The organism is Paenibacillus phyllosphaerae, from assembly GCF_014192105.1.
Taxonomy (GTDB): domain Bacteria; phylum Bacillota; class Bacilli; order Paenibacillales; family Paenibacillaceae; genus Paenibacillus_Z; species Paenibacillus_Z phyllosphaerae.
Map to the genome: position 1 here is coordinate 531,573 of NZ_JACHXK010000001.1, position 22,485 is coordinate 554,057.

Consider the following 22,485-nt stretch of genomic DNA (forward strand, 5'->3'; position numbering starts at 1 on the left):
CGCGGTTTGCTGCCTCTGTCCGAAAGCCGCAGGAGTATTCCTGCGGCTTTTTGTGCATCGCCATTTGAAAATAAAAGGAGAACAGAATTTGAACACAAACACGAAACAGGGATTACACGATTATGGTTGGGATGAACGATGGATGGCTGAATTTGAGGAGGCACGCAGCGGCAATGACGATTGGATTCCCGGGCGGGTTACGGCTCAATATTCGCACCAGTACCGAGTCGTGACGGCATTCGGCGATAGGAGTGCCGAGGTGTCCGGCCGCTACCAATTCCAAGCTGCCACGCCCGGCGATTATCCGGCCGTAGGCGATTGGGTCGCTGTGAAGCCGATCGATAGCGAAGCCCGGGCGATCATTCACGCGCTGCTGCCTCGCCGGAGCGCGATGATCCGCAAAGCCGCGGGTCCCGCCCTGCATGAACAGGTCATCGGCGCGAACATCGATACGTTGTTGATCGTATGCGCCTTGAACGATGACTTCAATATCCGTAAAATCGAGCGCTATCTGATTGCCGCCTGGGAAAGCGGCGCGCAGCCGGTCGTGCTGCTGACGAAGGCGGATCTATGCGAGGAGGTCGCTCTGCGCGTCGCTGCCGTAGAAGCCGCTGCGCCAGGCGTAGCCGTTCACGCCGTCAGCGCTCTGCAAGGCAACGGAATGGATTCCCTTGCGGCTTATGTTACGCCGGGGGCAACGATCGCCGTCACCGGCTCGTCCGGCGTTGGCAAATCGACGCTGCTCAACAACCTCGCCGGCGATGATCTTCAACGCGTTCAAGGCATTCGCGAAGACGATGCAAGGGGCCGTCATACGACGACCCACCGCGAGCTTTTCGCCCTGCCTGGCGGCGGAATTATGATGGATACGCCCGGCATGCGCGAACTGGGATTGTGGGAGGCAGCGGACGGGCTGCACGAGGCTTTCTCCGACATCGAGACGCTTGCGGCGCAATGCCGCTTCCGGGATTGCAAACACGAATCGGAAGCCGGATGCGCCGTTCTGGCCGCCATCGAAGCAGGCGAACTGGAAGGCAAACGGCTAGGCAGCTATCACAAAACAAGCCGCGAGCTTGCCCGTCATGCCCGCAAAGAGCAATCGGCAAGCCAGCGGCTAAAGAAAACGGCAGCCAAACGAACCTCCCACGTAAGGGCGCGAGGCTACGCTCAAATAGAGGAGTGAAGCTTAAACGGCCCAACCTCATCACAAATAAAAAACTAGCGCTTTCACTTCGTGAATAACGAGGCGAGAGCGCTAGCTTGTTAAGAAGAGAATTCTACAATCACTATCCATGAAGAGCCTTCAGCTTATCGCTGCCTTGCGACGGTGTTTGGCCTTGCTGCCGGGCGCTTGCTGCATCGAACCGCTTGCGTTCCGTACGATCGATCTGGACGACGCGGCCGTCATGAATCGTAATCAACACCGAACCATATTCCAGACCATTCACCTGCGACGCGATACGATCCAACCATTCTTGATCAAGTACGACTGGTTTAGCCATTAGTAATCCCTCCAATTATAAGTTCACGCTTCTAAATATGAACAGGCAGTGGGTCAAGTTTGAGTGGGTTCTCCACCATAACCGCGGATTGCTCAGCAAGGACATAGATGCGATGAATAAGGACGGATACTTCATCACCAGGTTGGAGCGGCGGCTGATCGAGCGAACGATTGGCGATAAGCCGATTGGCCCGAACCGTAAGCTCCAGCTCCAGATGCGTGCCGCGGAAAAATACGCGCTTCACCGTTCCTTTGGCAGCTGCGGAAGGCAGGCTGATTTCGTCGGCGCGGCCAGCCTCGACGAAATCCGGACGGATAATCCCTTTGGCTCCGGCCGGAATTGCCGCTTGATCGAATCCGTGCAACCCGGCAGGATCGTCGATGATGGTCGAATGCCCGACGAAACTTGCCACAAAGGCCGATTTGGGCTGCGTATACACCTCTACCGGCGTTCCTTGCTGCTCCAGCTTCCCTTGCTGCACGATTAACATCTCGTCGGCAACCTCGACGGCTTCATCCTGATCGTGCGTCACGAAGATCGACGTGATGCCGATCGTGGCGATTAACTGCTTGAGCCACGTACGCAGCTCTTTGCGAACTTTCGCATCGATCGCGGCGAATGGCTCGTCGAGCAGCAGCAGATCCGGCCGAGGCGCAAGCGCTCTGGCGAAAGCTACCCGTTGGCGTTGACCGCCGGACAGCTGATGCGGATATCGCTTCTCGAACCCGCGTAATCCGGTCAGCTCCAGCAGTTCATCGACTCTGCTCTTGATCTCCGCTTTACTGGCTTTGCGAATCGTTAACCCGAACGCAATATTATCGTAGACGCTCATGTGCTTGAACAGCGCATAGTTCTGAAAAACGAATCCGATGCCGCGTTCCTGCGGCGCAACATCATTTACCCGTTTGCCATTGATCCGGATCTCGCCGCTATCAGGCGTCTCGAGACCGGCCAGGATGCGCAGCAACGTTGATTTCCCGCCGCCGCTCGGTCCGAGCAGACCAATCAATTTGCCTCGCTCGATGGCAAAGCTGACGTTATCCACCGCTTTGAACGATCCGTATGTCTTGGATACGCCCTTAAGTTCAATGTGCATCTGCTTGCTCCCCTTCCTTCCCGGCCTGCACGATTGACGTTCTCCATTCCACGATGCTCTTGACGATTAGCGTGATAACGGCCAAGAACACGAGCAAGGAAGCAACGGCAAACGAAGCGGAGAATTGATACTCATTGTAGAGAATCTCGACATGCAGCGGCAGCGTGTTCGTCTCCCCGCGAATATGGCCGGAGACGACGGATACGGCGCCGAACTCGCCCATCGCCCTGGCATTACACAGAATAATGCCGTAGAGCAATCCCCACTTGATATTCGGCAGAGTGACACGCCAGAAGATCTGCCATCCTTTGGCCCCGAGACTGGCGGCCGCTTCCTCTTCATGCACGCCTTGCGCCTGCATAAGCGGGATGAGCTCGCGGGCTACGAACGGGAAGGTAACGAACGTCGTCGCCAGCACGATACCCGGCAGCGCGAACAGAATTTGAATGTTATGATCATCCAGCCAAGGACCGAACCAGCCCTGCGCGCCGAAAAGCAGGACGAAGATAAGACCCGAGATAACCGGCGAGATCGAGAAAGGAAGATCGATTAGCGTAATGAGTAAGTTTTTGCCGCGGAAACTGAATTTCGTAATCGCCCATGCGGCGGCGATCCCGAAGATCGTATTCAAGGGAACCGCGATGAGTGCCGTCATGAGCGTAAGCTTCAGCGCGGATACCGCATCCGGATCGGTAATCGAAGCCCAGTAGACGCTCATCCCCTGCTTGAACGCTTCGATGAACACCGAGATCAGCGGCAGCAGTACGACCAAAGCAAGGAATAATAACGCGATACTGATGAGCACCCACTTCACAATAGGCGATTCCGTAATATGTTTCGGCCGTTTGGCCGCTTCGTGTGACAAATGAGACGTAACTGCTCCTGCCATCGTGAGCCGCCCTCCTTATTCCGTTACAGCGCGGCGGTTGCTGCGCCATTGGATGTAGTTGATCAGAAGCAGCATGGCAAAGGAGGCTAGCAGCATCATAAGCGCAATCGCCGTAGCGCCGCTGTAATCGTATTGCTCCAGCTTCGTCATGATTAAGAGCGGCGTGATCTCCGTCTTCATCGGCATGTTGCCGGAGATGAAGACGACCGACCCGTACTCGCCAAGCCCCCGGGCGAACGCAAGCGCGAACCCTGTGAGCAGCGGCGGAATGAGCTCCGGCAGAATGACGCGGCGGAACGTGCGCCACCGGTAGGCGCCCAGCATAACGGCCGCCTCTTCCGTCTCCTTCTCTAAGTCCTGCAGCACCGGTTGTACGGTGCGGACGACGAACGGAAGGCCGATGAAGATAAGCGCGATCGTGATACCGAGCGGCGTGAATGCCACTTTAACGCCGAGCGGCTCCAGCAAGGAGCCTACCCATCCGTTCGGTGCATAAATCGCGGTCAGCGCCACGCCCGCAACGGCTGTCGGCAGCGCGAAGGGCAAATCCACCAAGGCGTCCACCAATTTTTTGCCCGGGAATTTGTATCGCACCAGCACCCAAGCCACGATTAAACCGAACACCAAGTTGATCAGAGCAGCGAAGAACGAAGTGAAGAAGCTAATCTTATACGAAGCCAGGACCCGCTGGCTCGTCACCGTCTGCCAGAATTGGTCCCAGGTAAGGCCCGTCGTCTTGACGACGATGCCCGCCAATGGGATCAAGACAAGAATGCACAAGTAGAACACGGTGAATCCTAACGATAAACCAAAACCTGGCAGCACGCTGCGAGCCTTGGAACCTTTCATGTGAAGTCAGCCCCCGTCACATTCTAACGTTATCTTACGAACCTGGCACGTAGATCTTGTCGAAGATGCCTCCATCGGCAAAGTGCTTCGTCTGCGCTTCCTTCCAGCCGCCGAAATCCTTATCGATCGTGAGCAGCTCAAGCGTCGGGAAACGGTCCTTGAATTGCTCCGCCACGGAAGCAAGCTGCGGACGGTAGTAGTTCTCCGCGATGATCTTCTGCGCTTCCTCGGTGTACAGGAAGTCCAGGTACGCTTCGGCTACCTCGCGCGTTCCTTTGTCGTCCGCGACTTTGTCGACTACAGCAACCGGCGGTTCGGCCAGAATACTGATCGAAGGATACACGATCTCGAATTTGTCCTTGCCCAGCTCGTTAACGGACAGGTACGCTTCATTCTCCCAAGCGAGCAGCACATCGCCGAGGCCGCGTTCTACGAACGTCGTTGTAGATCCACGCGCACCGGAGTCGAGTACCGGTACATGCTTGAACAATTCAGCTACGAACTCTTGCGCTTTCGCTTCGTCGCCGTTGTTTTGTTTCAGCGCATACCCCCATGCCGCGAGGTAATTCCAACGGGCGCCGCCGCTTGTCTTCGGATTAGGCGTAATGACTTCGACATCGTCTTTGATCAGGTCGTTCCAGTCCTTGATGCCCTTCGGATTGCCCTTCCGTACGAGGAAGACGATCGTAGACGTGTAAGGCGAGCTATTGTTGTCGAACTTCTGCTGCCAGTCTGTGCCGATCAGGCCCTTCTCCGCGATCGCGTCGATATCGTAACCGAGCGCAAGCGTCACTACGTCTGCCTTCAGTCCGTCGATGACCGCACGGCTTTGTTTGCCGGAGCCGCCATGGGACTGCTTGATGGTAACGTCTTGATTTTGTTCCGTTTTCCAATAGTCGATGAACAGTTTATTGTAAGCTTCATAGAGCTCTCTTGTCGGGTCATAAGATACGTTCAGCAGTTCAACCGCCGGCTTAGGCTCCGTCGCGTTGCTGCCAGAAGTGTTGCTCGCATTGTCCGTTGTAGTCGTAGAATTGCCGCTAGTGTTACCGCTGTTGTTGCCATTGCCACCGCCGCAGCCGGCAAGCGCAAGAGCGAATACCGAAAGGATCATAATCGAGCGTAACGAGAATTTCTTTGTCTTTGCCATGTTTGACATGTAAAAGCACCCCTCACCTGTTAGATACAGATAAATGAAACTTACGTCTACTCCGGCGGTCCGGTTGAAAACGATATAATTCCTACCTGTTTAGTCGGTTTATATGGATGATAATAGCAGGGGACATTCCAAATTGTCAACGATTATTTCACTTTTCTAATCAAGCCTATAAGTTCTTCTTATTAATAAAGCAACATCCCCTGCAGTTGGCAGCCCTTAAGGCGCGAAAAAATCATAGTTGACAGGTAGGAATTGTCTGTTTATGATGAAGCCATTGAGCCAACTGGTCCACCAGAGGTCCCAATAATCGAGCCCCTCGCTGCATCGAGGCATGCTTGATTCGGGACCTCTTTTGCTATTCTTTGGCCCAAAACATGCTCTGGGGAGAGATGAGAAAATGCACAAAAAACTGTTGATCGCTTTTACGATTCTGACCTTGGTGTTCTCGCTCGGCACTAGCTCCTTCGCGGCAGCGCCAAAAGCCAAGCCCAAAGACATCACGCTGCTGAACGTCTCCTACGATCCGACACGCGAGCTTTACGACTCCTTCAACAAATCTTTCGCTGCTTATTGGAAGAAGAAAACGGGGCAAAAGGTAACGATTAAACAATCACACGGCGGCTCCGGCAAACAAGCCCGCTCCGTCATCGACGGTCTCGAAGCCGACGTGGTCACGCTCGCTCTCGCTTATGATATCAGCGCCATCGAGAAGGTGGGCCTGATCAATAAAGGCTGGGAGAAACGGTTCGCCAACAACAGCTCACCCTATACATCCACGATCGTCTTCCTCGTGCGCAAAGGCAACCCGAAGAAAATCAAAGACTGGAACGATCTGGTCAAAGACGATATCTCGGTCATCACGCCGAATCCGAAGACAAGCGGCGGCGCCCGTTGGAACCATCTTGCGGCATGGGGCTACGCGCTGAATAAGAACGGCCATGACGAGAAGAAAGCCACCGAGTTCCTTCGCAAATTGTACAAGAACGTACCGGTGCTCGACTCCGGCGCCCGCGGCTCGACAACGACCTTCGTGGAACGCGGCATCGGCGACGTCCTGCTCGCTTGGGAGAATGAAGCATACCTGGCACTCAAGGAGCACGGCAAAGATTTTGAAATCGTCACTCCATCCTACAGCATTCTCGCTGAGCCGCCTGTCGCGGTCGTAAACAAAAACGCCGAGAAGCACGGCACCCGTGACGTAGCGAAAGCTTATCTCGATTATCTCTATACCGAAGAAGGGCAGAAAATCGTCGCGCAGAACTTCTACCGTCCGTCCAATCCGAAAATTGCCAAGCAATATGCGAAGCAATTCCCGACATTGACGTTAACTAACATTCGGGCTTTCGGCGGCTGGGACGCAGCGCAGAAGAAGCATTTTGCCGATGGGGGCTTATTTGATCAAATTTATGAAGGATAATCAGGAGCGAGGCCTACTAAGCAGTAGGCCTTTTCTTATGCGCTGCGACAAACAAAAAAAACCTCCCGCCGCTTGGGCTGAAGGTTACAAATGCATCTGTTATGGGGTATGATTCCCCCGCTTGTTATGCCCCGTTACAATGACGGTCTCCACGAACGGACGTACCCGGTCCATCAGCCGGCGTCCCTTGTGCAGCTCTTCCCCTTCACGGTTCGTAAAGCTGAAATGCTGCTCCAGCATGTCCAGATCATAGTTCGACGTATAGAACGTAGGCTTGCGGTTCATCCGGTAATTCAAGATGGCGCCAAGCACATGGTCGCGCACCCACGGGCTCAAATTCTCCGCGCCCATATCGTCGAAGATGAGCAGATCCGTCTCCTTCAACATATCGACCGTTTCTTTGAGCTTCCCCGCATCATGCATCAGCGCCTTCAGATCCTCTACGAAATCGGGCATGTACACAATGACCCCTGTGAAGCCGGACTTGGCCAGCTCATGGAGCATATAACACATGAGGAATGTCTTGCCCGTCCCGAACGAGCCGGTCAGGAACATCCCTTGCTTCTGCAAGCCATCTTCCTTGGTCTTCGCAATATATCTCATGACTTGGCCCGCCGCTTTCATCCGTTCCGGGTCATTCGTCAAAATTTCTTGTGCCGAATAGCCTTCCTCGAGCGCACGATCGTCCACATAGAAACTGCGTACCCGGCTGCGGATCTGCTGCTCCCGCTGTCTGGCCAGCAGCCGCTTGCACGGCACCTTCCGGTCGATCAGCTGCGTGAAACCCGCAACCGTCTCGCACGAGAGGATCGTGTAGTGGCCCTCGAAATCATTCGGACATTGCTCAAGTCCCGGACAATTCGAGCACGTCCGGTACTCCTTCACATGCTGATAGACGCGGTTCAAGTTCAGCTTGATCGTATGTTCGTCCAGCTCGGGGTATTTGGCGCGCAGCTTCACGACCAGCGGTTCGGCCAGCAAATCCTGCATCATCCGGTCCGCCTGCTTCAGCGCGTCCCGGCCGTTCGGCATTCGCTTCAGCACATCGCCCAGCGCTTCCATCATCGCCATCTTCCATCATCCCCCTTATTCACTCACTCTTCTTACTTACCGTCGAAGCTTTGCGCCAGTCTATAGAGCTCCGCCAGTTCCTCAGGCGACATCTCCGGACCCTTCGGCATCTCCTGCACGACATCCATCTTCCGACGGCTGCCTCTCGCAGCCGATTGGCCTGTGGCGCGCCCGCCCGTACGCTTGCGGCTGTCGCCAGCTCCAGCGTAGCCGGATTCCCTTCTGCTGCCGCGTTCTTGCTCCAGCTTCATTTGCTCCTTCACGTAGCCGATCGCCTTCTCATACGTGTCGACCCGCTTCATGAGCATATTCGATGCCACTGCATCGATATAAGTCTTCGTCACCCGCTGCGCGTCGTTGACGCCTAGGACATAATGAATAAGGACATTAATCACGGGGCCGCTCAGCTTATAATTAAGGTCAATGACTTCGAACACGCGAATGAGCCATTCCGGCACTGCCCCCGGGAAGAAACGCGCAATGAAACGGGTATGCGGTTCGTTGCGCATCAACATATTGTACTGGTGGATATCGCAGCGGCCTTGAAGCGCCATCGGCACGTCCATATAGAACTCCTCGAGTACGCCCACCTCATCGGGCGTCTCCTCCGACCCCTGATCGACGGCGGCGGCGGTATCCGCTGCGGCAACGCGCCCGATTACCCGCTCACGCTCCTCGGTACGTTTGCGGCCTTGGCGGTACATTTGATTCGCGCGCAACTGTAATTCATCATACATGAGTTCGCCGCGCGAATTGAAGATATCATCTTCATCCAGCAGACGGCACAAGTCCACGACGGACAGATTATATTTGTACGCGGCGTAGTTCAGCTGCGCAAGCTGCTCCTCGTCACCGCGCAGACGTTCGACATATTTGCGGTTTACCGAATTGCGCGGGAAGCGCGTAATAATCTCCGCATATTGTATTCCCGCCGTCTCCATCTGCGGCTTCGGCGTTACGGCGCGCACCGGCGCGACCTCGGCAAGCGCCTGATCGAGCTCCTGATCGACCGCATAAGCATTCAATCGGAACAGTTCATAGAAAGGCATGGTCAAGCTCTCGCGCTGCAGGTCCTGCGCCCCGGCAAGCTCGTCGGCCTCCTTCGCATAGAAGGCTTCCCGCAAAGAGATCACGGCGTATTTGCCCACTTTATCGCGCAGCAGCATCGTCAGATGCGGATTGCTGAAGAACTCGTCCGGCATAAGCGGCTTGGCCATCTCGTACTCATAGACGAAATCATCGTTATCCGTCAGGCCGAGTCTCGCGCATTGCAGCAATCCGACCGCTTCGAGCCTGGAACACTGGTCGATCAGCTCCTGGCGCCCGCGTTCATTCATGTCCATGCCAAGTCCCAGGAATAGCTTACGCTGCGGCGATAGCGGCGAATATCCGATCCGATCTTCCGCCGTCTGCTGATAGAGCAGCTCATAGAGTCCTATTGCAAAAGCACCGATCATGGGCTGATATATGAGCGCGAGCATTTTGCGATCCAGCGCGCTCATCGCAAAATCGCGGAACGTATAGTAACGGTGATGCTCTGTAAATTGATGCAAGTTACCGATCCGCATTCGTCTATCTACCCCATCCCCTTAGATTGTTCTCCTATTCTACCACACTTTGCGATAGAGTCGAAAAAAAGAAAATTCCCTCGATTGAGGGAATTTTCCGCTTGCGTCTCGGTCCTTCCGAGCCTCGGTTATGGCGCCCAATTCTCGCCGTCCACACCGCCTGTAATGCCATGTTGGGCGAGCTCTTGCATCAATGCATCGCGTTCCTCGAACGTGTCGGCCAGCGCTCCGTTCTCAAGCTTGTCGATCCATTGCCGCATAATGAGCGCCGTCTTGCCCGGCTCCTTCATGAGAAGCTTGCGCTCGGCCCCTTGAATACCGTACATCTCCACATTCGGCAGCATTCGGTACATGGCGGACGCATAATGCGATCCGACATGATCCGACGTTCCATAGATAAGCAGCATCGGCTGCCGGATCCCATGCAGCTCGCGTTCAAGCGAAACACGCAAGCAAGCATCGATGTATTCCTGCCACCGCTTGACATCCCCTTGCATCGCATCGTCCATCATGCCTTGAAAAGCCGGCCGGTTGTCAGCCTCGCTCCAGGCCGACTGCAGCGCGATGGCGCGCTTGGCGTTGAACCGGCTCGCAAGATGGGCGGCTTTCAGCTTCGTTCGGCTAATCAGGTCATGGTAACCGGGAGCGCCAGAGATGAGAATTCCACCGCGGAACCGGTCCGGATACGACTTGAGCGCCAGCAATGCCGCGAGCGACCCCGCACCGTAACTGCACACATACGCGGTCCGGATCCCGCACTCATCGAGCAATCTGCGCATATCTTCCGCGATAAGCGGAATAGTGAGCTTAGACTCTCCGGCTTCGCTGTGTCCATGGCCGCGGACGTCGAAAGTCACGATCCGCCGCTTATCATACAGCTCCGTCTTCACATAGGTAAACAAGCGGCTGCTCGTACATGGCGGATGCACACAAATTACGGGTACGCCATAACCTTCGTTACGGTATTGTATTGAAATATCTCCATCTCGAAAAAAAGGCACGCAACATCACCTCGGATATAACGCTCGGCTTAATGCCGATGCGAGCTATTTTCCTTAGCATGCCCGTACCTGTATGACTTTCATGTTTACGACTGGCCTAGAACATTTTGTAACCGCCGCGGCGCAGGTAGCGAATCGTGGACCCGCTTACATAAGCACCGATAAGCGCGCCGATCACAGGCAGAATATCCACGAATGTAAAGGCAGTGAAATTGCCGGCGAAATTCTTGGAGTCATCCCACGTCTGCCAGATGAACACCGGAACAAGCACGAGGATAAATAAATAAATCGGAAACCAGGTGGTCTTGAGCAGCATGTTGAGAATAAAGCCGATCCCGAACATCATGACGAAGAACAGCACCATTGCGATTACGAGTTGGAGCATATCCGTTATTCCCCTTTCACTACAAATTAGTTTAGTAGATGGGCCCAAGGAAGTCAATTTCTAGCCACTTCTTGTCACAAGTCCGTCATTTGCTCTTGTTTGTTCGATTACGATACAATGAGAGCGATTAATCGAAGCGGTTCCCAAGTAATAAAATACCATTTGACTAAAGGAGAGACGATAGCGATGAGTGAAGCAGCACAGACACTAGAAGGCTGGTACGCGCTACATGATTTCCGCTCCATCGATTGGACGGCCTGGAAGAATGCAGAGGCTGGCGTACGTGAGCGCGCATTGGACGAGCTACATACTTTATTGAAAGAATGGCAGGCAGCGGAGGACGCGAAGACCGGCAGCACCGCGTTCTACAGCATTGTCGGACAGAAGGCGGAATTCGTGCTGATGCATCTGCGCGAGACGCTCGAAGAACTGAATGCGATCGAGACGGCTTTCAACAAAACGACGTTCGCCCAATTCACGTTGAAGACGTACTCGTATGTATCGATCGTCGAGCTGAGCAATTACATGGCCGCACCGGGCAGCGACCCGATGCAGAATCCGGAGATCGTCGCCCGCCTGAAGCCTACGCTGCCGAAAGCGGCGCATATCTGCTTCTATCCGATGAACAAGCGCCGCGACGGCGCAGACAACTGGTACATGCTGAGCATGGACGAGCGCCGCACGATGATGCGCAGCCACGGCATGATCGGCCGCACGTATGCAGGCAAGGTGAAACAAATCATTACCGGCTCGGTCGGCTTCGACAACTGGGAATGGGGTGTTACGCTGTTCGCGGAGGATGCGCTGCAATTCAAGAAGCTGGTCTACGAAATGCGTTTCGACGAAGTAAGCGCACGCTTCGGCGACTTCGGCGACTTCTATGTCGGCAACCTGCTGACAGAAGAGAAGCTTGGACAATTGCTCTCGATCTAAATGAACGCCATGAAAAAGCGGATGAAGCATTTAGCTTCATCCGCTTTTATTATGGCGACCAACTAATCTTCGTTCTCCTCTTCCTCCATCAGACGCTTCATCTCAAGATAAATCTCCGTCTGACGATCACGCTCGCGTCCCTTCTCCTTCAACCGTTCAATCGCGGGCTGGATGAGAAGATCCACTTCCTTCTGGACGACGGCGGACAAATCATAGCGTGTCTGGGATTCCAGGAACGATCCGACTTCCATCAGGGCATTATAGCGGTCCAGTTCATCGCGCGTCAGCAAACCGCGTACTTGCACGCTGCAGTGCCGCATTAGAAGAACTTGCCTTTGCGCAGCACGAGTGGGATTCCGCCGATGATGAACAGATAACGAAGATCGATCAGCTTCTTCAGCCATGCCGCCGTACGGCCGCGATACGTCTTGCCGAACGCGAGGCCGATTGCTTCGCCTTTACCTAGGGAAGCTACCGTGCCTTTATTCTTGAATTCGAATTTGCGCAGCGGCTGATTGCGAATGGATGCAACCAGATTGTGAGCGCAAGTGACGCCTTGCTGCATGGCAATCTGCGCGGTTGGCGGATACGGACGGCCTTCCGGATTGAACATGAGCGAGTTGTCGCCGATGACGTAAATATTGTCGTGGCCAGGCGCACGCAGCGTCTCATCCACCTTCACGCGGCCGCGCATCGTCTCGAAGCCTGCTTCATCGACAAGACGGTTGCCGCGGACGCCGGCTGCCCAGATGACGGTTGCCGAACGAATCTCCTCGCCGTCGCCGACGATTACGCCGTCCGGCGTGCATTCCTTGATGGCAGTGCCGATCCGGAACGTAACGCCCTTCTTCGTCAGCACTTGCATCGCATACTCGACCAGCTCCGGATCGAAGCCCGGAAGCGCGGTCGGCGCCGCCTCCACGTTAATAATCTTCACGAGTTGACGGTCCACGTCGAACTGCTTGCACAGCTCCGGTACACGGTCGGCCAGTTCGCCGACGAACTCGATGCCCGTGAAGCCGGCTCCGCCGACTACGAACGTCAAGTAATCCGTGCGATGCGGCTCGCGCTTGTAGCGGGCAAATTGATATTCGATATGCTCGCGGATCAGACGAACCGAGTTGATACTGCGAATATTCATCGCGTACTCGTTCATGCCAGGAATGCCGAACGTCTCTGGCTCGCCGCCAACGCCGATAACGAGATAATCGTAAGATAGCGTGCCGTCCTCCAGAATGACTTTCTTATCCTGCGTCCGGATTTGGACAACGGTCGATTTGACGAAATCAATCTTAAACTCATCGATAAGCTTCGAGATGCTGACACGGGCGTTCTCCGCTTTGTCCGTGCCGGCAGCAGGCATATGTAGATGAGTTGTAATATAATGGTAGTCATGCTTATTCACAAGCGTGACATCGGCTTCATTATAATTGAGCTCTTTCTGAAGTCGAAGCGCAGTAAGGATACCGCCGTAACCCGCTCCGAGGATGACAATCTTCGGTATGTTGCTCATCTCAATAATCCCATCCATTCCTGTTTCTTTAGCATTGTGAAAAATTACACAATCACAGTTAAAATATCGGTTTTCTCTCTCTATAGGCAGAATATGAAAATTGCTTCATTATCAAGCATGATGCACCATTCGAACCCTATCTTTTAATATCACACATAATACAAATTTTTCACCCAAAGTTCAAGGTACAAATATACGAAAATCTTTAGAAGGTTATACAATTTGCACAATATTATGCCGCCTTTCTCAAGGCTGTAAACGGCTTCATAATGGTGCAAATTTCTAACGCTTGGAGGCGGTTGATCAAAGTCCTTTGAAACTCGAACAATTAATGAAGATATACGTCTATAATCCTTAATAGTCGCAACCTTGCAATGGAGACGATTACATTCTATAACATGAAAATATAATATGCCCAGGCGAACCGCGATGTGCATGCCTCGCACGGTTCGTTCTTGGCGTAACAACGCCCTGAATGTTTAAACGAAAGAGGGTATCCTACCTGTGATGACCTGCTTCTGATCAGGAAGCGGCGACAAGGAGGATACCCTTTATGTTATGTCCAGTATGCAATGGGTTGGAATCCCTTTCCACGGTATGCGCAAGCTGCGGGAATACGGCGGCAGACTGCGGCCCGCTCTCTGATTACGCCGGTCCATATGCTCCTTATGAGCCGGATTACGGCATGGTTAACGGCTCCCATGGAACCATCGTCTCTCATGAAGGCGATCAAAATTGCAAACACATTGTTTGTTGCACACAGTGCGGGCAAAGCCAGGAAGTGGCTGTCATGAAATGGCTTGCAAACGGGGGCTGATCGACTCAGCTCCAAGTAATTCTCTAGGCGGTAATACGACGAAAGTTGTCCGGGTTGATCTGCCTGCGTTTGATTTCAGCAGCGAGCAGATGGATGAATTCGGGTTCCAAATTAAACGAAATGGCCGCATGGTAAGCTTCCAATAACAGCTCGTCAGACAGAATCTCCAAGGTTCCACACTCCCTTCCTGTTTCTTCCTTGCTCATCTTAGCATGTCCCCAAAATCAGAACAAGCGTTCGAGATATCCACAATATGGTGTGGACAGCGTGTGTGTAAATTGTGCGTATTCAAGGAATAAACAGGAAAATCAAGGAGGATAATGTGGATACGTTTATACACAGAGCGGGACAACCATTTTTCAATAAAAAAGTTTAATGAATATCTATAAATCTATTAATCAAATATATTACATCCCATTCATTATTGCGGCCTCGTATTCACCTCGAAGATCCATAGCTTACCATTCCGGTCGATCCCGAAATCGAATCCGAGCTGTCCGATGCCAGGGAACCTGGACTCCAGAATGCCTGTTGCGATGTGCGTCAGCACCCGCATCTCCCGCTTCTTCGAAGCTACTTTGCCGGGGGACAGCGAACGTCTGATGCCTTCCGAGCCGCTCAGCAGCTCACCGCCGCGGCATAGGTTCGTCACGAACAAGCCCGGCTTGGCCAGTCGCCCTACGATGGCGCGAATCCGCCATACGCCGTCTTCCTTCACGTACTTCACCCGGTAATCGATGGGGCGCCCGCCGATGGTCGCCAAGCGGATTCCCTTCTGGATCAAATAGCGGCGGCCTTTGCGCTTCCGGTCCAAGGAGCGGAACATCGCTTCGAAGTTATCGAATCGCTTGGTCATCGAATAGTACGTATACGTATAGCCCGCCGCCCCTTCCCTCGTTACTTTGATGACGCCATGGCCTCCCGCCCCTTTAACCGGCTTCACGACAACCATCCCGTGGCTGCTCAGCATGCTGCGCAGATTATCCGAAGTGAACCTGCGGGTCGGCGGTATATGGGGCGCGATTCGTCCGTGCGACAGCAGCGCCTCCGTTTTGGCCCACTTGCTGGCTAGCTGCCTGCCGAGTTCATCACCCATGGTGCGTCTCTCCTTTCTGCTAGCAATCTGCTAATAGCATATGCCCCGGAGACAGCTTTCTCTTGGATGATTGACCTTGGCAAGTCGCCTGATTGAAGAGGTTGGTAGATTCGCCGCGCCCTTATGCCCCTTTCGTCGCCTTTCGCGTTCAATCCCGCCATTCGAAGTGCAGGAAGCCGCCTAAATATCCGCAGGGCCTCTTCGCCGCCTGCAAAAAAATGGCTCGCCGCAGCGTTCTTTTTCAGTATAATGAGGTCAGCAACCCATAGACGAGGAGCTAACGAAACATGACAATCCGGATCATAATTGCCGACGACCAGACGCTTATGCGCGACGGCTTGCAGACGATCGTGCAGCTCGAAGACGATATGCAGGTCGTCGCCACAGCCGAGAACGGCTCAGAGGCTTACGAGTTGGTCAAGCTTCATCAGCCTGATCTTGTGCTGATGGATATCCGCATGCCGGTCATGGACGGCATTGCAAGCACGCGGCTCATTCGCAAGGAATTCCCAGGCACGCTGGTGCTCGTACTGACGACATTCGCCGAAGACGATTATATCGTCGATGCCCTTGCCGGCGGCGCATGCGGCTTCCTGCTCAAGGATATGCCCGGCGACCGGCTGCTTCAAGCCATCCGCGAAGCGATTCGCGGCGAGCTCATGATGCCGACGGCGATCGCCTCCAAGCTGGCCGAGCGTATCGCGATGCTTTCCGGCAAAGAGCCCGTCAAGAAGAAAGGCTCCGAGGGACGCGGTGCCGCCCTGGACAAAACCATTCCGATCCGGTTCACCGATCGGGAGAAGACGGTCATTGCGCTTATGATGGAAGGAATGACGAACCGCGAGATTGCCGGCAAGCTGTTCATGAGCGAGGGCACCGTCAAGAACTACGTCAGCACCATCTACGACAAGATCGGAACCAACGATCGCACACAAGCCGTCCTTTGGCTTAAAGACATGACTCTTCTATGACCACGGTGACTGGTCATAGACGCTGCTCGGGGCGTACAATTGCCGTATCGACAACCCCCGAACGGACATCAGCGCCTGTCGGACCAAAGGAGACCTCCGATTGAACCATTCGAATTGGCTGAAGACTTCCCGGCTCCTGCTCGTTATGGCAGTCCTGCTCTTGATCCTGCTCGCCATATCGCTCGTGCAGCATACGGTCGCTTCACGCGTCAATATGTCGCCGCCCCTCCCCATGGGCAGCATGCAGATGGCTAAGGCAGCAAACCCGCCTGCTGATGCCGCCGCAGCCGGTGCTCCTTCCGGCACGCAGTGGCATCAGATCCGGGAGCTGTTCCCCCGTTTCGACGGCTACATTCCCCCAGGACGTTACTGGCTGAGGCTCCCTCTCGAACTTTCCTACAGATCGGGACAAGCGGAGACTTCCCTCTATATATATCATGTTCGATCGATTCGGCTCTTCGCGGACGGCGAAGAACTAGCACCAAGCGCCATACCAACGCACAGCGCTCCGATTAATCCGTATTACATCTGGTATCTGGTTCCGCTCTCTGGCAGCATGAAGACTAGCGAGCTTGTCCTCTACCTCGATACGGAAGGAATGAATCTCCCGCTGCCCGTCATTCGCACGACCGGGGCGGAAGCCCTGTATCCATGGCTGTTCCAGCAGGAGTTCAGCAATTATATGCTGTCGGCCTTGTTCGTCTTCTGCGGTACTGCTGCACTTTTCTTCTGGTACAGGAGGCGCGAGCGGGCTTATCTCTATTTTGCCTTGTTCGCCTTTGCCATCGGGTATGCGGCATTCGTCCGGAATCAGACCTTCATGCTGATCTCGACGAACACCTGGTTTACCTATCTGCACGATCTCGTACTTCCGCTTGCGGTGTTCGCTTTCGTCGGATTCCTTGCGCATCTGTACCCGGGCTTGTACCCAAAAGCCCACCGAAGGCTGAAAGCCGTGCTGCTAGTGTTCTGCCTTGCCTGTACCACGGCCGCGCTGACATCCGCGTATGTTTACGACCTGCTGCTGCTTCGCTTCTTCCCGCCTCTCTGCCTCGTCACGCTTGCGTTCGTTGCCCGCACGATCTTCCGTGCCTTCCGCAGCTATGGCGATAAGGAGCAAATCGGGATGACGGCCGGTTTTGCCGTCGTCGCCTTGCAAGCGCTGCTGCACCTGTGCAGCGTCGCCTTCATTCCGTTGTACTGGCAGCTCCAACAATGGCTGCCGCTGCTTCGCTACTGGAACAATACGCTCGTCTTCTGGAGCATCTTCTTGCTGCTCATCTGCTTCATACGCGTGATGTATGCCCGTTACGATAAACTGAATGAGGATCTCGCGGCCTTCAATCACAATCTGGAGGCAATCGTGCAGGAACGGACAGGCCAGTTGGAAGCGGCGAGCCAGCAGCTGGAGGTCACGATGCGCGACTCCGCCGAAGCGATGGTGTCCGCCTTGGTGCTCGAGGAACGCCAGCGAATGGCGTATACGATCCACGATACGCTCGGCCATACGCTGACGGCGACGATTGTCCAGATGGAAGCGGCGAAGCGGCTGCTCGAGAAGGATGCGGAGCTTGCCCGCCTCAAATTCAATGCCGCCCAGCAGCTCGTCCGCAAAGGGCTGGAAGAAATTCGCGGCTCGCTCCAGCTGCTGCAGGAAGATCCGTCCTACTATGATCTGCTGCAGTCGATGGAGAAACTGATGTCCGAGACGAGCGCCGCTTACGGCGTGAGCATCGAACACCGGTTCGATCCGTTGCCCGAGCAACTGACCATCCTTCAGAAGCGCGTTCTCTACCATGCGCTGCAGGAAGGACTCGCCAACGGCATCCGCCACGGCCGTTGCGATCGCTTCGATCTGGTGCTGACACGGTCGGAGGATTCGGTCACCTTCTCCCTCGTCAACAATGGGCTGCCTTATACGGCAGCGCAATTGGGGCCTGGTCTCAAAGTTATGGAGGATCGCGTCCTCCAGCTTGGGGGTACCCTGCGCATCGCTTCCGCCGAGCAAGGCTGCGTGCTGTCGCTGGTGCTGCCCATCCGCCACGGCGCTTAGTGCCGCAGGCGGAAACTTCCTGAGGCGACCGGCGACCGGCAAACGAATGAAGGCAGTCCCCTTGACCAAGCGTCATGGGGACTGCCTTCATTATTCGGGGTTCTGCAAGGGGATCAAGACATCGCCGGTCAGCACTTTGCGGCCATCGATTATCTCGACTCCGCCTTTAGGCTGGGAATGTCCATGGATCGCCTTGAAGTAGAGGGGCAACCCTTCGGCAAGAAACATGCTCGTCTTCGAGGGATCCTGCCGTTGATGATGCAAGTGAAGATGAGGTTCGCTGGAGGCACCGGAATTCCCCACTTGACCAAGCAATTCGCCTGCTTGAACATGTTGACCGACTTCAACTTCTACCGATCCTTGCTTAAGATGGGATAGCACGAGGTAGGTATGGCTATCGTCCATACGCAGATAGACGTAATTCCCAAGCATGGTCTCATATTGCTCTTCGCCTGGCGTCTGATCCGCCTCCTCGTCATAAGCGCCGACGATAACGCCTGAAGCCGGCGCAATGACGTCAGCACCATAAATTCCGTAGTCGAATAAGCGATGGCTGCCTGTAAGGGCCGGCTCCATCATCAAATCGTACGCGAATCGCTCCATCGGCCAAACCACATGACGGTTATGCTTGTACTCGTTGCCGCCCCAGCCCACGATCGCAGGTTCCCGCAAAGGAAGCCCGATGGTCGTGGCAGGCGTCGCGCGATCGATATTCACCGGAAATACAGGGTGCCAGATACCGAATAATAGGGCTAGCGGACCGGCCCCCGGCAGCGAGAGCACGAGCAGCATCAAGTAGCGCATGGGATGGCGTCTGACCCACAATCCTCGTATAAGCAGTACGCATGCAACTCCTGCGCATGCCGCGCTTGCAAAGCTAAAGCCGATCAGCCCCCACCAAGCTGCGGCCCCGATGGTCCCGCCGATGAAGAATACCAGCCCCCAGCCTAATGCCGGCAATAGAAATACAAGCGCTCCGATCCAATACAACAATCTGCTGCTGTTGGACAATTCGACCACTCCCTGGATAAGATGATATCTCCATCCTATCGGGGCGACCTTGCGGCTCAAGCAATTCTTTCTTACGACTTCCTTAAGAAATCCTAGCCTGGAGCTAGCGGGAGGATGACCGTAAAGCAGGTCTGCGCCGAATCGCTATGAACCTCTAACCGCCCTTCGTGCAGCTCGATGATCTTAAGCGCGACGGACAAGCCTATTCCTCTGCCGTCACAATGCAGCGAATGGGCGTCGCTCCCTCGATAACCGCGTTCGAATATATGCGGCAGTTCCTTGGCATCGATAGGCGCGCCATAGTTGACGACTTGAACCTGGGCGAAGCCGTCCGCACTTCGTTGACATTCGATCCGGATGCGCTCCCCCTCTTTGCCATGCGTCAAGCTGTTGGCGATCAGGTTATGGAATACCCTGACAATGAGGTTAGGATCGACGTTCACGGGCAATACTCTCTCGCCGGCCAATTCCCAATCGATTCCTTCACGTTCCATTTGCGGAATGAAATCCACCACCACCTGCTCCGTCAGCGCCACGAGATTCAAACTCACCTTGTGAAGCGGACTGGCCGGTACCTCCATGTAGCTATACTCCAGAAGCGCTTCGATCTGGGTCGACAGTTCGCGCGTCTTGCGCTCGCAAATCTCCGCATAATCGATACTTGCCTGCGAAGCGTCCTGCAAACTGCTGTGGAGCAAACCCAAATAACCGGTCAGCGAGGTTAACGGCGTCCGCAAATCATGGGAGATGCCCGCGATCAGTTCGACTTTCATACGCTCAGACAGCAGTTCCCGCTCAAGGGACCCCTGTAGACTAGCCGCCATTTCGTTCACGCTTCGCGCCAAATCGCCGATCTCGTCATCGGTACGATCCGCGATCCGGACGTCAAGCCGGCCTTCGCGATAATGGAACATGTGCTCGCGAAGCGACCTCAACCGCGTGATGATCGATCTGGCCATAACATGAAAGAAAGTGCCGGATATGAGCAAGAAGAGGATCACATAGAGGAACGAATAGTGCTGTTCCAAGGCTTCCGTACGGATGCCGAACTGCCCTATGACGATTTGGAGAAGAATGATGCTGATGCCCGCTCCTATCAGACTGAACAGGAATAATCCGTACAATTTGATTCTAATTCCCCGGTATGCGATTCTCTTGAATTTTATAGCCAACACCCCACATATTCACAATCAGATCCAGCTCGCCAGCATGCTTGCCCAGCTTCTCCCGCAGACGGGAGATATGGACCATTACCGTGTTGTTGCCCTCCATGCCGCGCTCTCCCCAGACACGCTCGAATATTTCTTCGGATGGAAAAACACGGTTCGGGTGCTGAGCGAGCAGAACTAATATGTCGTATTCCGTCTTCGTCAGCCGGATCTCCTTCCCGAACAGGAATACGGTCCGGCTAAGCAAATCGATCTCCAAGCCGTTCCTGACAATCCGGTTGGTTGAGGTAACGTCCGGGGTTCGGCCCATATACGATACCCTTCTTAGGTGCGCATTCACGCGCGCGACAAGCTCTATGGGACTAAAGGGCTTCGACAAATAATCATCCGCACCGGTAGCAAGCCCATGAACTTTATCCCACTCGGCCGATTTGGCGCTAAGAAATAAAAGCGGAACATAAGAGGTTTCCCGTATCCTCCTGCATACTTCAATACCGTCGATTCCCTTCATCATAACGTCTAAAATGACCAGATCGATCCCGCCTCGCGCTACGTGCTTCAACGCCGTCAAGCCATCCTCGGCCAAGACTGTAGCCATGCCGGCCTGCTGTAAATAAACAGCGATCATCCTGCGGATATCATCATCATCGTCCACGATCAGAATCGTTGCCTGCCCGTTCATCGTGTCTCTCCTTTGCTCGGCCTATGCTATTAACAATCTAATTTTACCATCAAATGCTTAATTTAGGGATGGAGCGGCAAGTGGTTTAAGATGATTTGATCCGCATAAAAAAATCCGCCATAAAGGCGGATTCGGCGAAATACTGGGAGATGAAGCGCATTACCGTGCCTCATGCGTAAACTAGCGTAAGGCGAATCAATTTGTCCGTGGACGACGGCGTACGACTGTAAGATTCGGTCGTATAGCTGAATTTGGACAGATTGGTCTGCGCGGCGAGCGCCTTCTTCAAGTCCGCCGTCACCGTCGACCCTCTCGTATAACGGAAGGTCAGCGTCTTCTGCCCTTGGCTGGCGGCAGCCGTAATCTTGTCGATCAGCCCCTGCACGCTTGTGACCGTGTAGGCGTCCGTCAGGTAGATGTAACCCATCGTGTTGTACAAATTCGTATAAAAGGCCGATCTGCTCTTATCCGATGCCGCCAGCTTCTGAAGCGTCTGCTCATACGCGGTCACGGCCTTCGGATAATCCGCGCTCTTCCACGCATGGTCGGCGCGCAGCTGCGTATCCGTCACGTTGTAATAGTTGTACGTCACCCGGCCTGCCACGTTCGGCACGGGATCGTCCCAGGTCGTATCGATATGATACCATTGGCCGCCGAGCTGGATCAGATTCCAGGCATGGGCTTGCCCGCGCGACGTTCCTTCCACGATCCGCACCGGAATGCCCGCCTGCTTCATCATCTCGTAGGTGAGCAGCGCATAACCCTGGCATACCGTGCTTCCCTTGAATAAGCCGTCATAAGCCGAATGGGAGACGAGCTTCGTGTCGTACGCAAGGTTGGCGACGATCCAGTCATGGATCGCTTTGGCCTTCTGATGATCGTTCATCGACTTTGACACGATGTTGCTCAGCACTTTGGTCACGCGCTGCTGGACGAGCTTTGTCTGCTCAAGCGACTCCCAATACGTAAATTTGAACACAACCGTTGCCGCATTCCCTTTGAATGTGGCGGTCGTCGCATAGGATTTGACGATGTAATGGAGATAATCGTTAGCGGCCATCGCGGCTTCCAGCGCCTTATCCACGTCTGTCTTAAGCGAAGCCTTGGTGCCGCTGTAGGAAATCGTATAGGAGTCCAGTCGCTGATTCAGTGCGTTGGTCAGCTGCTGTTGCATCTTGGTTTGGCTTGCCGTCAATGCGGCCGCTGCGGATACATGCGGAACAAGGCTCCCTGCCGATGCCGATCCGAATCCAAGCAAGATGCTTGCCGCCAGGAGGCCTTTTGCCCAATGTCTCATTCGCTA

General features: G+C 54.5%; 22 protein-coding genes. 5 read left to right on the forward strand and 17 right to left on the reverse strand.

The window, feature by feature from the left end; genetic code table 11:
• Positions 1–142: 142 nt before the first annotated feature.
• On the forward strand, positions 143–1,183 hold the full coding sequence (rsgA, locus tag FHS18_RS02095; protein WP_183596391.1) for a ribosome small subunit-dependent GTPase A: 1,041 nt from the start codon (positions 143–145) through the stop codon (positions 1,181–1,183).
• A 103-nt stretch (positions 1,184–1,286) separates the two neighbouring features.
• Here the strand turns inward: rsgA and FHS18_RS02100 are convergent, their stop codons facing one another.
• From FHS18_RS02100 to FHS18_RS02120, 5 genes are read right to left on the reverse strand one after another with little or no spacing between them, the layout of a single operon-like run.
• The gene (locus FHS18_RS02100) at positions 1,287–1,502 is read right to left on the reverse strand and encodes a YezD family protein (protein WP_183596393.1); all 216 of its coding nucleotides are present in this window, start codon (positions 1,500–1,502) and stop codon (positions 1,287–1,289) included.
• 31 nt (positions 1,503–1,533) lie between these two features.
• On the reverse strand, positions 1,534–2,598 hold the full coding sequence (locus FHS18_RS02105) for an ABC transporter ATP-binding protein (RefSeq protein ID WP_183596395.1): 1,065 nt from the start codon (positions 2,596–2,598) through the stop codon (positions 1,534–1,536).
• The gene (gene cysW, locus FHS18_RS02110; RefSeq protein WP_183596397.1) at positions 2,588–3,487 is read right to left on the reverse strand and encodes a sulfate ABC transporter permease subunit CysW; all 900 of its coding nucleotides are present in this window, start codon (positions 3,485–3,487) and stop codon (positions 2,588–2,590) included. Before cysW ends, FHS18_RS02105 begins: the two co-directional genes overlap by 11 nt.
• 15 nt (positions 3,488–3,502) lie before the next feature.
• Complete coding sequence (cysT, locus tag FHS18_RS02115) at positions 3,503–4,336, reverse strand: sulfate ABC transporter permease subunit CysT (protein ID WP_183596399.1); 834 nt, start codon at positions 4,334–4,336, stop codon at positions 3,503–3,505.
• Between the two features lie 34 nt (positions 4,337–4,370).
• The gene (locus FHS18_RS02120) at positions 4,371–5,486 is read right to left on the reverse strand and encodes a sulfate ABC transporter substrate-binding protein (protein ID WP_246427439.1); all 1,116 of its coding nucleotides are present in this window, start codon (positions 5,484–5,486) and stop codon (positions 4,371–4,373) included.
• Positions 5,487–5,892: 406 nt separating this feature from the next.
• Here FHS18_RS02120 and FHS18_RS02125 point away from each other — a divergent pair, with 406 nt between their 5' ends.
• Entirely contained in the window at positions 5,893–6,912 is a 1,020-nt protein-coding gene (locus FHS18_RS02125) for a sulfate ABC transporter substrate-binding protein (protein ID WP_183596401.1), read from the forward strand.
• A 99-nt stretch (positions 6,913–7,011) separates the two neighbouring features.
• On the opposite strand, the gene dnaI is transcribed toward FHS18_RS02125, so the two are convergent.
• The 4 genes from dnaI to FHS18_RS02145 form a co-directional block, all read right to left on the reverse strand.
• Positions 7,012–7,974 carry a primosomal protein DnaI gene (gene dnaI, locus FHS18_RS02130; protein WP_183597312.1) on the reverse strand — a complete coding sequence of 321 codons (963 nt, stop codon included), beginning with the start codon at positions 7,972–7,974 and terminating at the stop codon, positions 7,012–7,014.
• A gap of 41 nt (positions 7,975–8,015) precedes the next feature.
• The gene (locus FHS18_RS02135; RefSeq protein ID WP_343060356.1) at positions 8,016–9,536 is read right to left on the reverse strand and encodes a replication initiation and membrane attachment family protein; all 1,521 of its coding nucleotides are present in this window, start codon (positions 9,534–9,536) and stop codon (positions 8,016–8,018) included.
• Between the two features lie 143 nt (positions 9,537–9,679).
• Positions 9,680–10,552: an alpha/beta fold hydrolase gene (locus tag FHS18_RS02140; RefSeq protein ID WP_343060357.1), complete on the reverse strand. Its 873-nt coding sequence runs from the start codon at positions 10,550–10,552 to the stop codon at positions 9,680–9,682.
• A gap of 97 nt (positions 10,553–10,649) precedes the next feature.
• Entirely contained in the window at positions 10,650–10,937 is a 288-nt protein-coding gene (locus FHS18_RS02145; protein ID WP_183596407.1) for a YuiB family protein, read from the reverse strand.
• A 186-nt stretch (positions 10,938–11,123) separates the two neighbouring features.
• Between FHS18_RS02145 and hemQ the strand changes: the two genes are divergently transcribed.
• Positions 11,124–11,870: a hydrogen peroxide-dependent heme synthase gene (gene hemQ, locus FHS18_RS02150; RefSeq protein ID WP_183596409.1), complete on the forward strand. Its 747-nt coding sequence runs from the start codon at positions 11,124–11,126 to the stop codon at positions 11,868–11,870.
• 62 nt (positions 11,871–11,932) lie between these two features.
• Here hemQ and FHS18_RS02155 read toward each other — a convergent pair whose 3' ends face one another.
• The 4 genes from FHS18_RS02155 to FHS18_RS02170 all read right to left on the reverse strand — a co-directional run bounded on the left by FHS18_RS02155 (position 11,933) and on the right by FHS18_RS02170 (position 15,296).
• Positions 11,933–12,190, reverse strand: coding sequence for a hypothetical protein (locus FHS18_RS02155; protein ID WP_183596412.1), 258 nt, complete (start codon positions 12,188–12,190; stop codon positions 11,933–11,935).
• Entirely contained in the window at positions 12,190–13,383 is a 1,194-nt protein-coding gene (locus tag FHS18_RS02160) for an NAD(P)/FAD-dependent oxidoreductase (protein WP_183596414.1), read from the reverse strand. The genes FHS18_RS02155 and FHS18_RS02160 overlap by 1 nt, the downstream gene beginning before the upstream one ends.
• A gap of 840 nt (positions 13,384–14,223) precedes the next feature.
• The gene (gene sda, locus FHS18_RS02165; protein WP_343060358.1) at positions 14,224–14,406 is read right to left on the reverse strand and encodes a sporulation histidine kinase inhibitor Sda; all 183 of its coding nucleotides are present in this window, start codon (positions 14,404–14,406) and stop codon (positions 14,224–14,226) included.
• A gap of 215 nt (positions 14,407–14,621) precedes the next feature.
• Positions 14,622–15,296 carry a YheC/YheD family protein gene (locus FHS18_RS02170; protein WP_183596416.1) on the reverse strand — a complete coding sequence of 225 codons (675 nt, stop codon included), beginning with the start codon at positions 15,294–15,296 and terminating at the stop codon, positions 14,622–14,624.
• 287 nt (positions 15,297–15,583) lie between these two features.
• Here FHS18_RS02170 and FHS18_RS02175 point away from each other — a divergent pair, with 287 nt between their 5' ends.
• Positions 15,584–16,267, forward strand: a complete 684-nt coding sequence (locus FHS18_RS02175) for a response regulator transcription factor (protein ID WP_183596418.1) — start codon at positions 15,584–15,586, stop codon at positions 16,265–16,267.
• Between the two features lie 100 nt (positions 16,268–16,367).
• Complete coding sequence (locus FHS18_RS02180; RefSeq protein WP_183596420.1) at positions 16,368–18,320, forward strand: sensor histidine kinase; 1,953 nt, start codon at positions 16,368–16,370, stop codon at positions 18,318–18,320.
• 90 nt (positions 18,321–18,410) lie between these two features.
• Here FHS18_RS02180 and FHS18_RS02185 read toward each other — a convergent pair whose 3' ends face one another.
• From FHS18_RS02185 to FHS18_RS02200, 4 genes are all read right to left on the reverse strand, one after another.
• Positions 18,411–19,331, reverse strand: coding sequence for a M23 family metallopeptidase (locus FHS18_RS02185; RefSeq protein ID WP_246427401.1), 921 nt, complete (start codon positions 19,329–19,331; stop codon positions 18,411–18,413).
• 92 nt (positions 19,332–19,423) lie between these two features.
• The gene (locus tag FHS18_RS02190; protein WP_183596422.1) at positions 19,424–20,455 is read right to left on the reverse strand and encodes a sensor histidine kinase; all 1,032 of its coding nucleotides are present in this window, start codon (positions 20,453–20,455) and stop codon (positions 19,424–19,426) included.
• A gap of 7 nt (positions 20,456–20,462) precedes the next feature.
• Positions 20,463–21,182 (reverse strand): response regulator transcription factor, encoded by a 720-nt coding sequence (locus tag FHS18_RS02195; protein WP_183596424.1) that lies wholly within the window; start codon positions 21,180–21,182, stop codon positions 20,463–20,465.
• Between the two features lie 169 nt (positions 21,183–21,351).
• Complete coding sequence (locus tag FHS18_RS02200; RefSeq protein WP_183596426.1) at positions 21,352–22,479, reverse strand: transglutaminase domain-containing protein; 1,128 nt, start codon at positions 22,477–22,479, stop codon at positions 21,352–21,354.
• Between the last annotated feature and the right edge of the window lie 6 nt (positions 22,480–22,485).

Excerpts from the sequence above, each read along its gene's own strand:
- rsgA (WP_183596391.1), top strand. The coding sequence starts at position 143 with ATGGCTGAATTTGAGGAGGCACGCAGCGGCAATGACGATTGGATTCCC.
- FHS18_RS02100 (WP_183596393.1), bottom strand. The coding sequence starts at position 1,502 with ATGGCTAAACCAGTCGTACTTGATCAAGAATGGTTGGATCGTATCGCG.
- FHS18_RS02105 (WP_183596395.1), bottom strand. The coding sequence starts at position 2,598 with ATGCACATTGAACTTAAGGGCGTATCCAAGACATACGGATCGTTCAAA.
- cysW (WP_183596397.1), bottom strand. The coding sequence starts at position 3,487 with ATGGCAGGAGCAGTTACGTCTCATTTGTCACACGAAGCGGCCAAACGG.
- cysT (WP_183596399.1), bottom strand. The coding sequence starts at position 4,336 with ATGAAAGGTTCCAAGGCTCGCAGCGTGCTGCCAGGTTTTGGTTTATCG.
- FHS18_RS02120 (WP_246427439.1), bottom strand. The coding sequence starts at position 5,486 with ATGGCAAAGACAAAGAAATTCTCGTTACGCTCGATTATGATCCTTTCG.
- FHS18_RS02125 (WP_183596401.1), top strand. The coding sequence starts at position 5,893 with ATGCACAAAAAACTGTTGATCGCTTTTACGATTCTGACCTTGGTGTTC.
- dnaI (WP_183597312.1), bottom strand. The coding sequence starts at position 7,974 with ATGGAAGCGCTGGGCGATGTGCTGAAGCGAATGCCGAACGGCCGGGAC.
- FHS18_RS02145 (WP_183596407.1), bottom strand. The coding sequence starts at position 10,937 with ATGCTCCAACTCGTAATCGCAATGGTGCTGTTCTTCGTCATGATGTTC.
- hemQ (WP_183596409.1), top strand. The coding sequence starts at position 11,124 with ATGAGTGAAGCAGCACAGACACTAGAAGGCTGGTACGCGCTACATGAT.
- FHS18_RS02155 (WP_183596412.1), bottom strand. The coding sequence starts at position 12,190 with ATGCGGCACTGCAGCGTGCAAGTACGCGGTTTGCTGACGCGCGATGAA.
- FHS18_RS02160 (WP_183596414.1), bottom strand. The coding sequence starts at position 13,383 with ATGAGCAACATACCGAAGATTGTCATCCTCGGAGCGGGTTACGGCGGT.
- sda (WP_343060358.1), bottom strand. The coding sequence starts at position 14,406 with ATGAGCAAGGAAGAAACAGGAAGGGAGTGTGGAACCTTGGAGATTCTG.
- FHS18_RS02170 (WP_183596416.1), bottom strand. The coding sequence starts at position 15,296 with ATGGGTGATGAACTCGGCAGGCAGCTAGCCAGCAAGTGGGCCAAAACG.
- FHS18_RS02175 (WP_183596418.1), top strand. The coding sequence starts at position 15,584 with ATGACAATCCGGATCATAATTGCCGACGACCAGACGCTTATGCGCGAC.
- FHS18_RS02195 (WP_183596424.1), bottom strand. The coding sequence starts at position 21,182 with ATGAACGGGCAGGCAACGATTCTGATCGTGGACGATGATGATGATATC.
- FHS18_RS02200 (WP_183596426.1), bottom strand. The coding sequence starts at position 22,479 with ATGAGACATTGGGCAAAAGGCCTCCTGGCGGCAAGCATCTTGCTTGGA.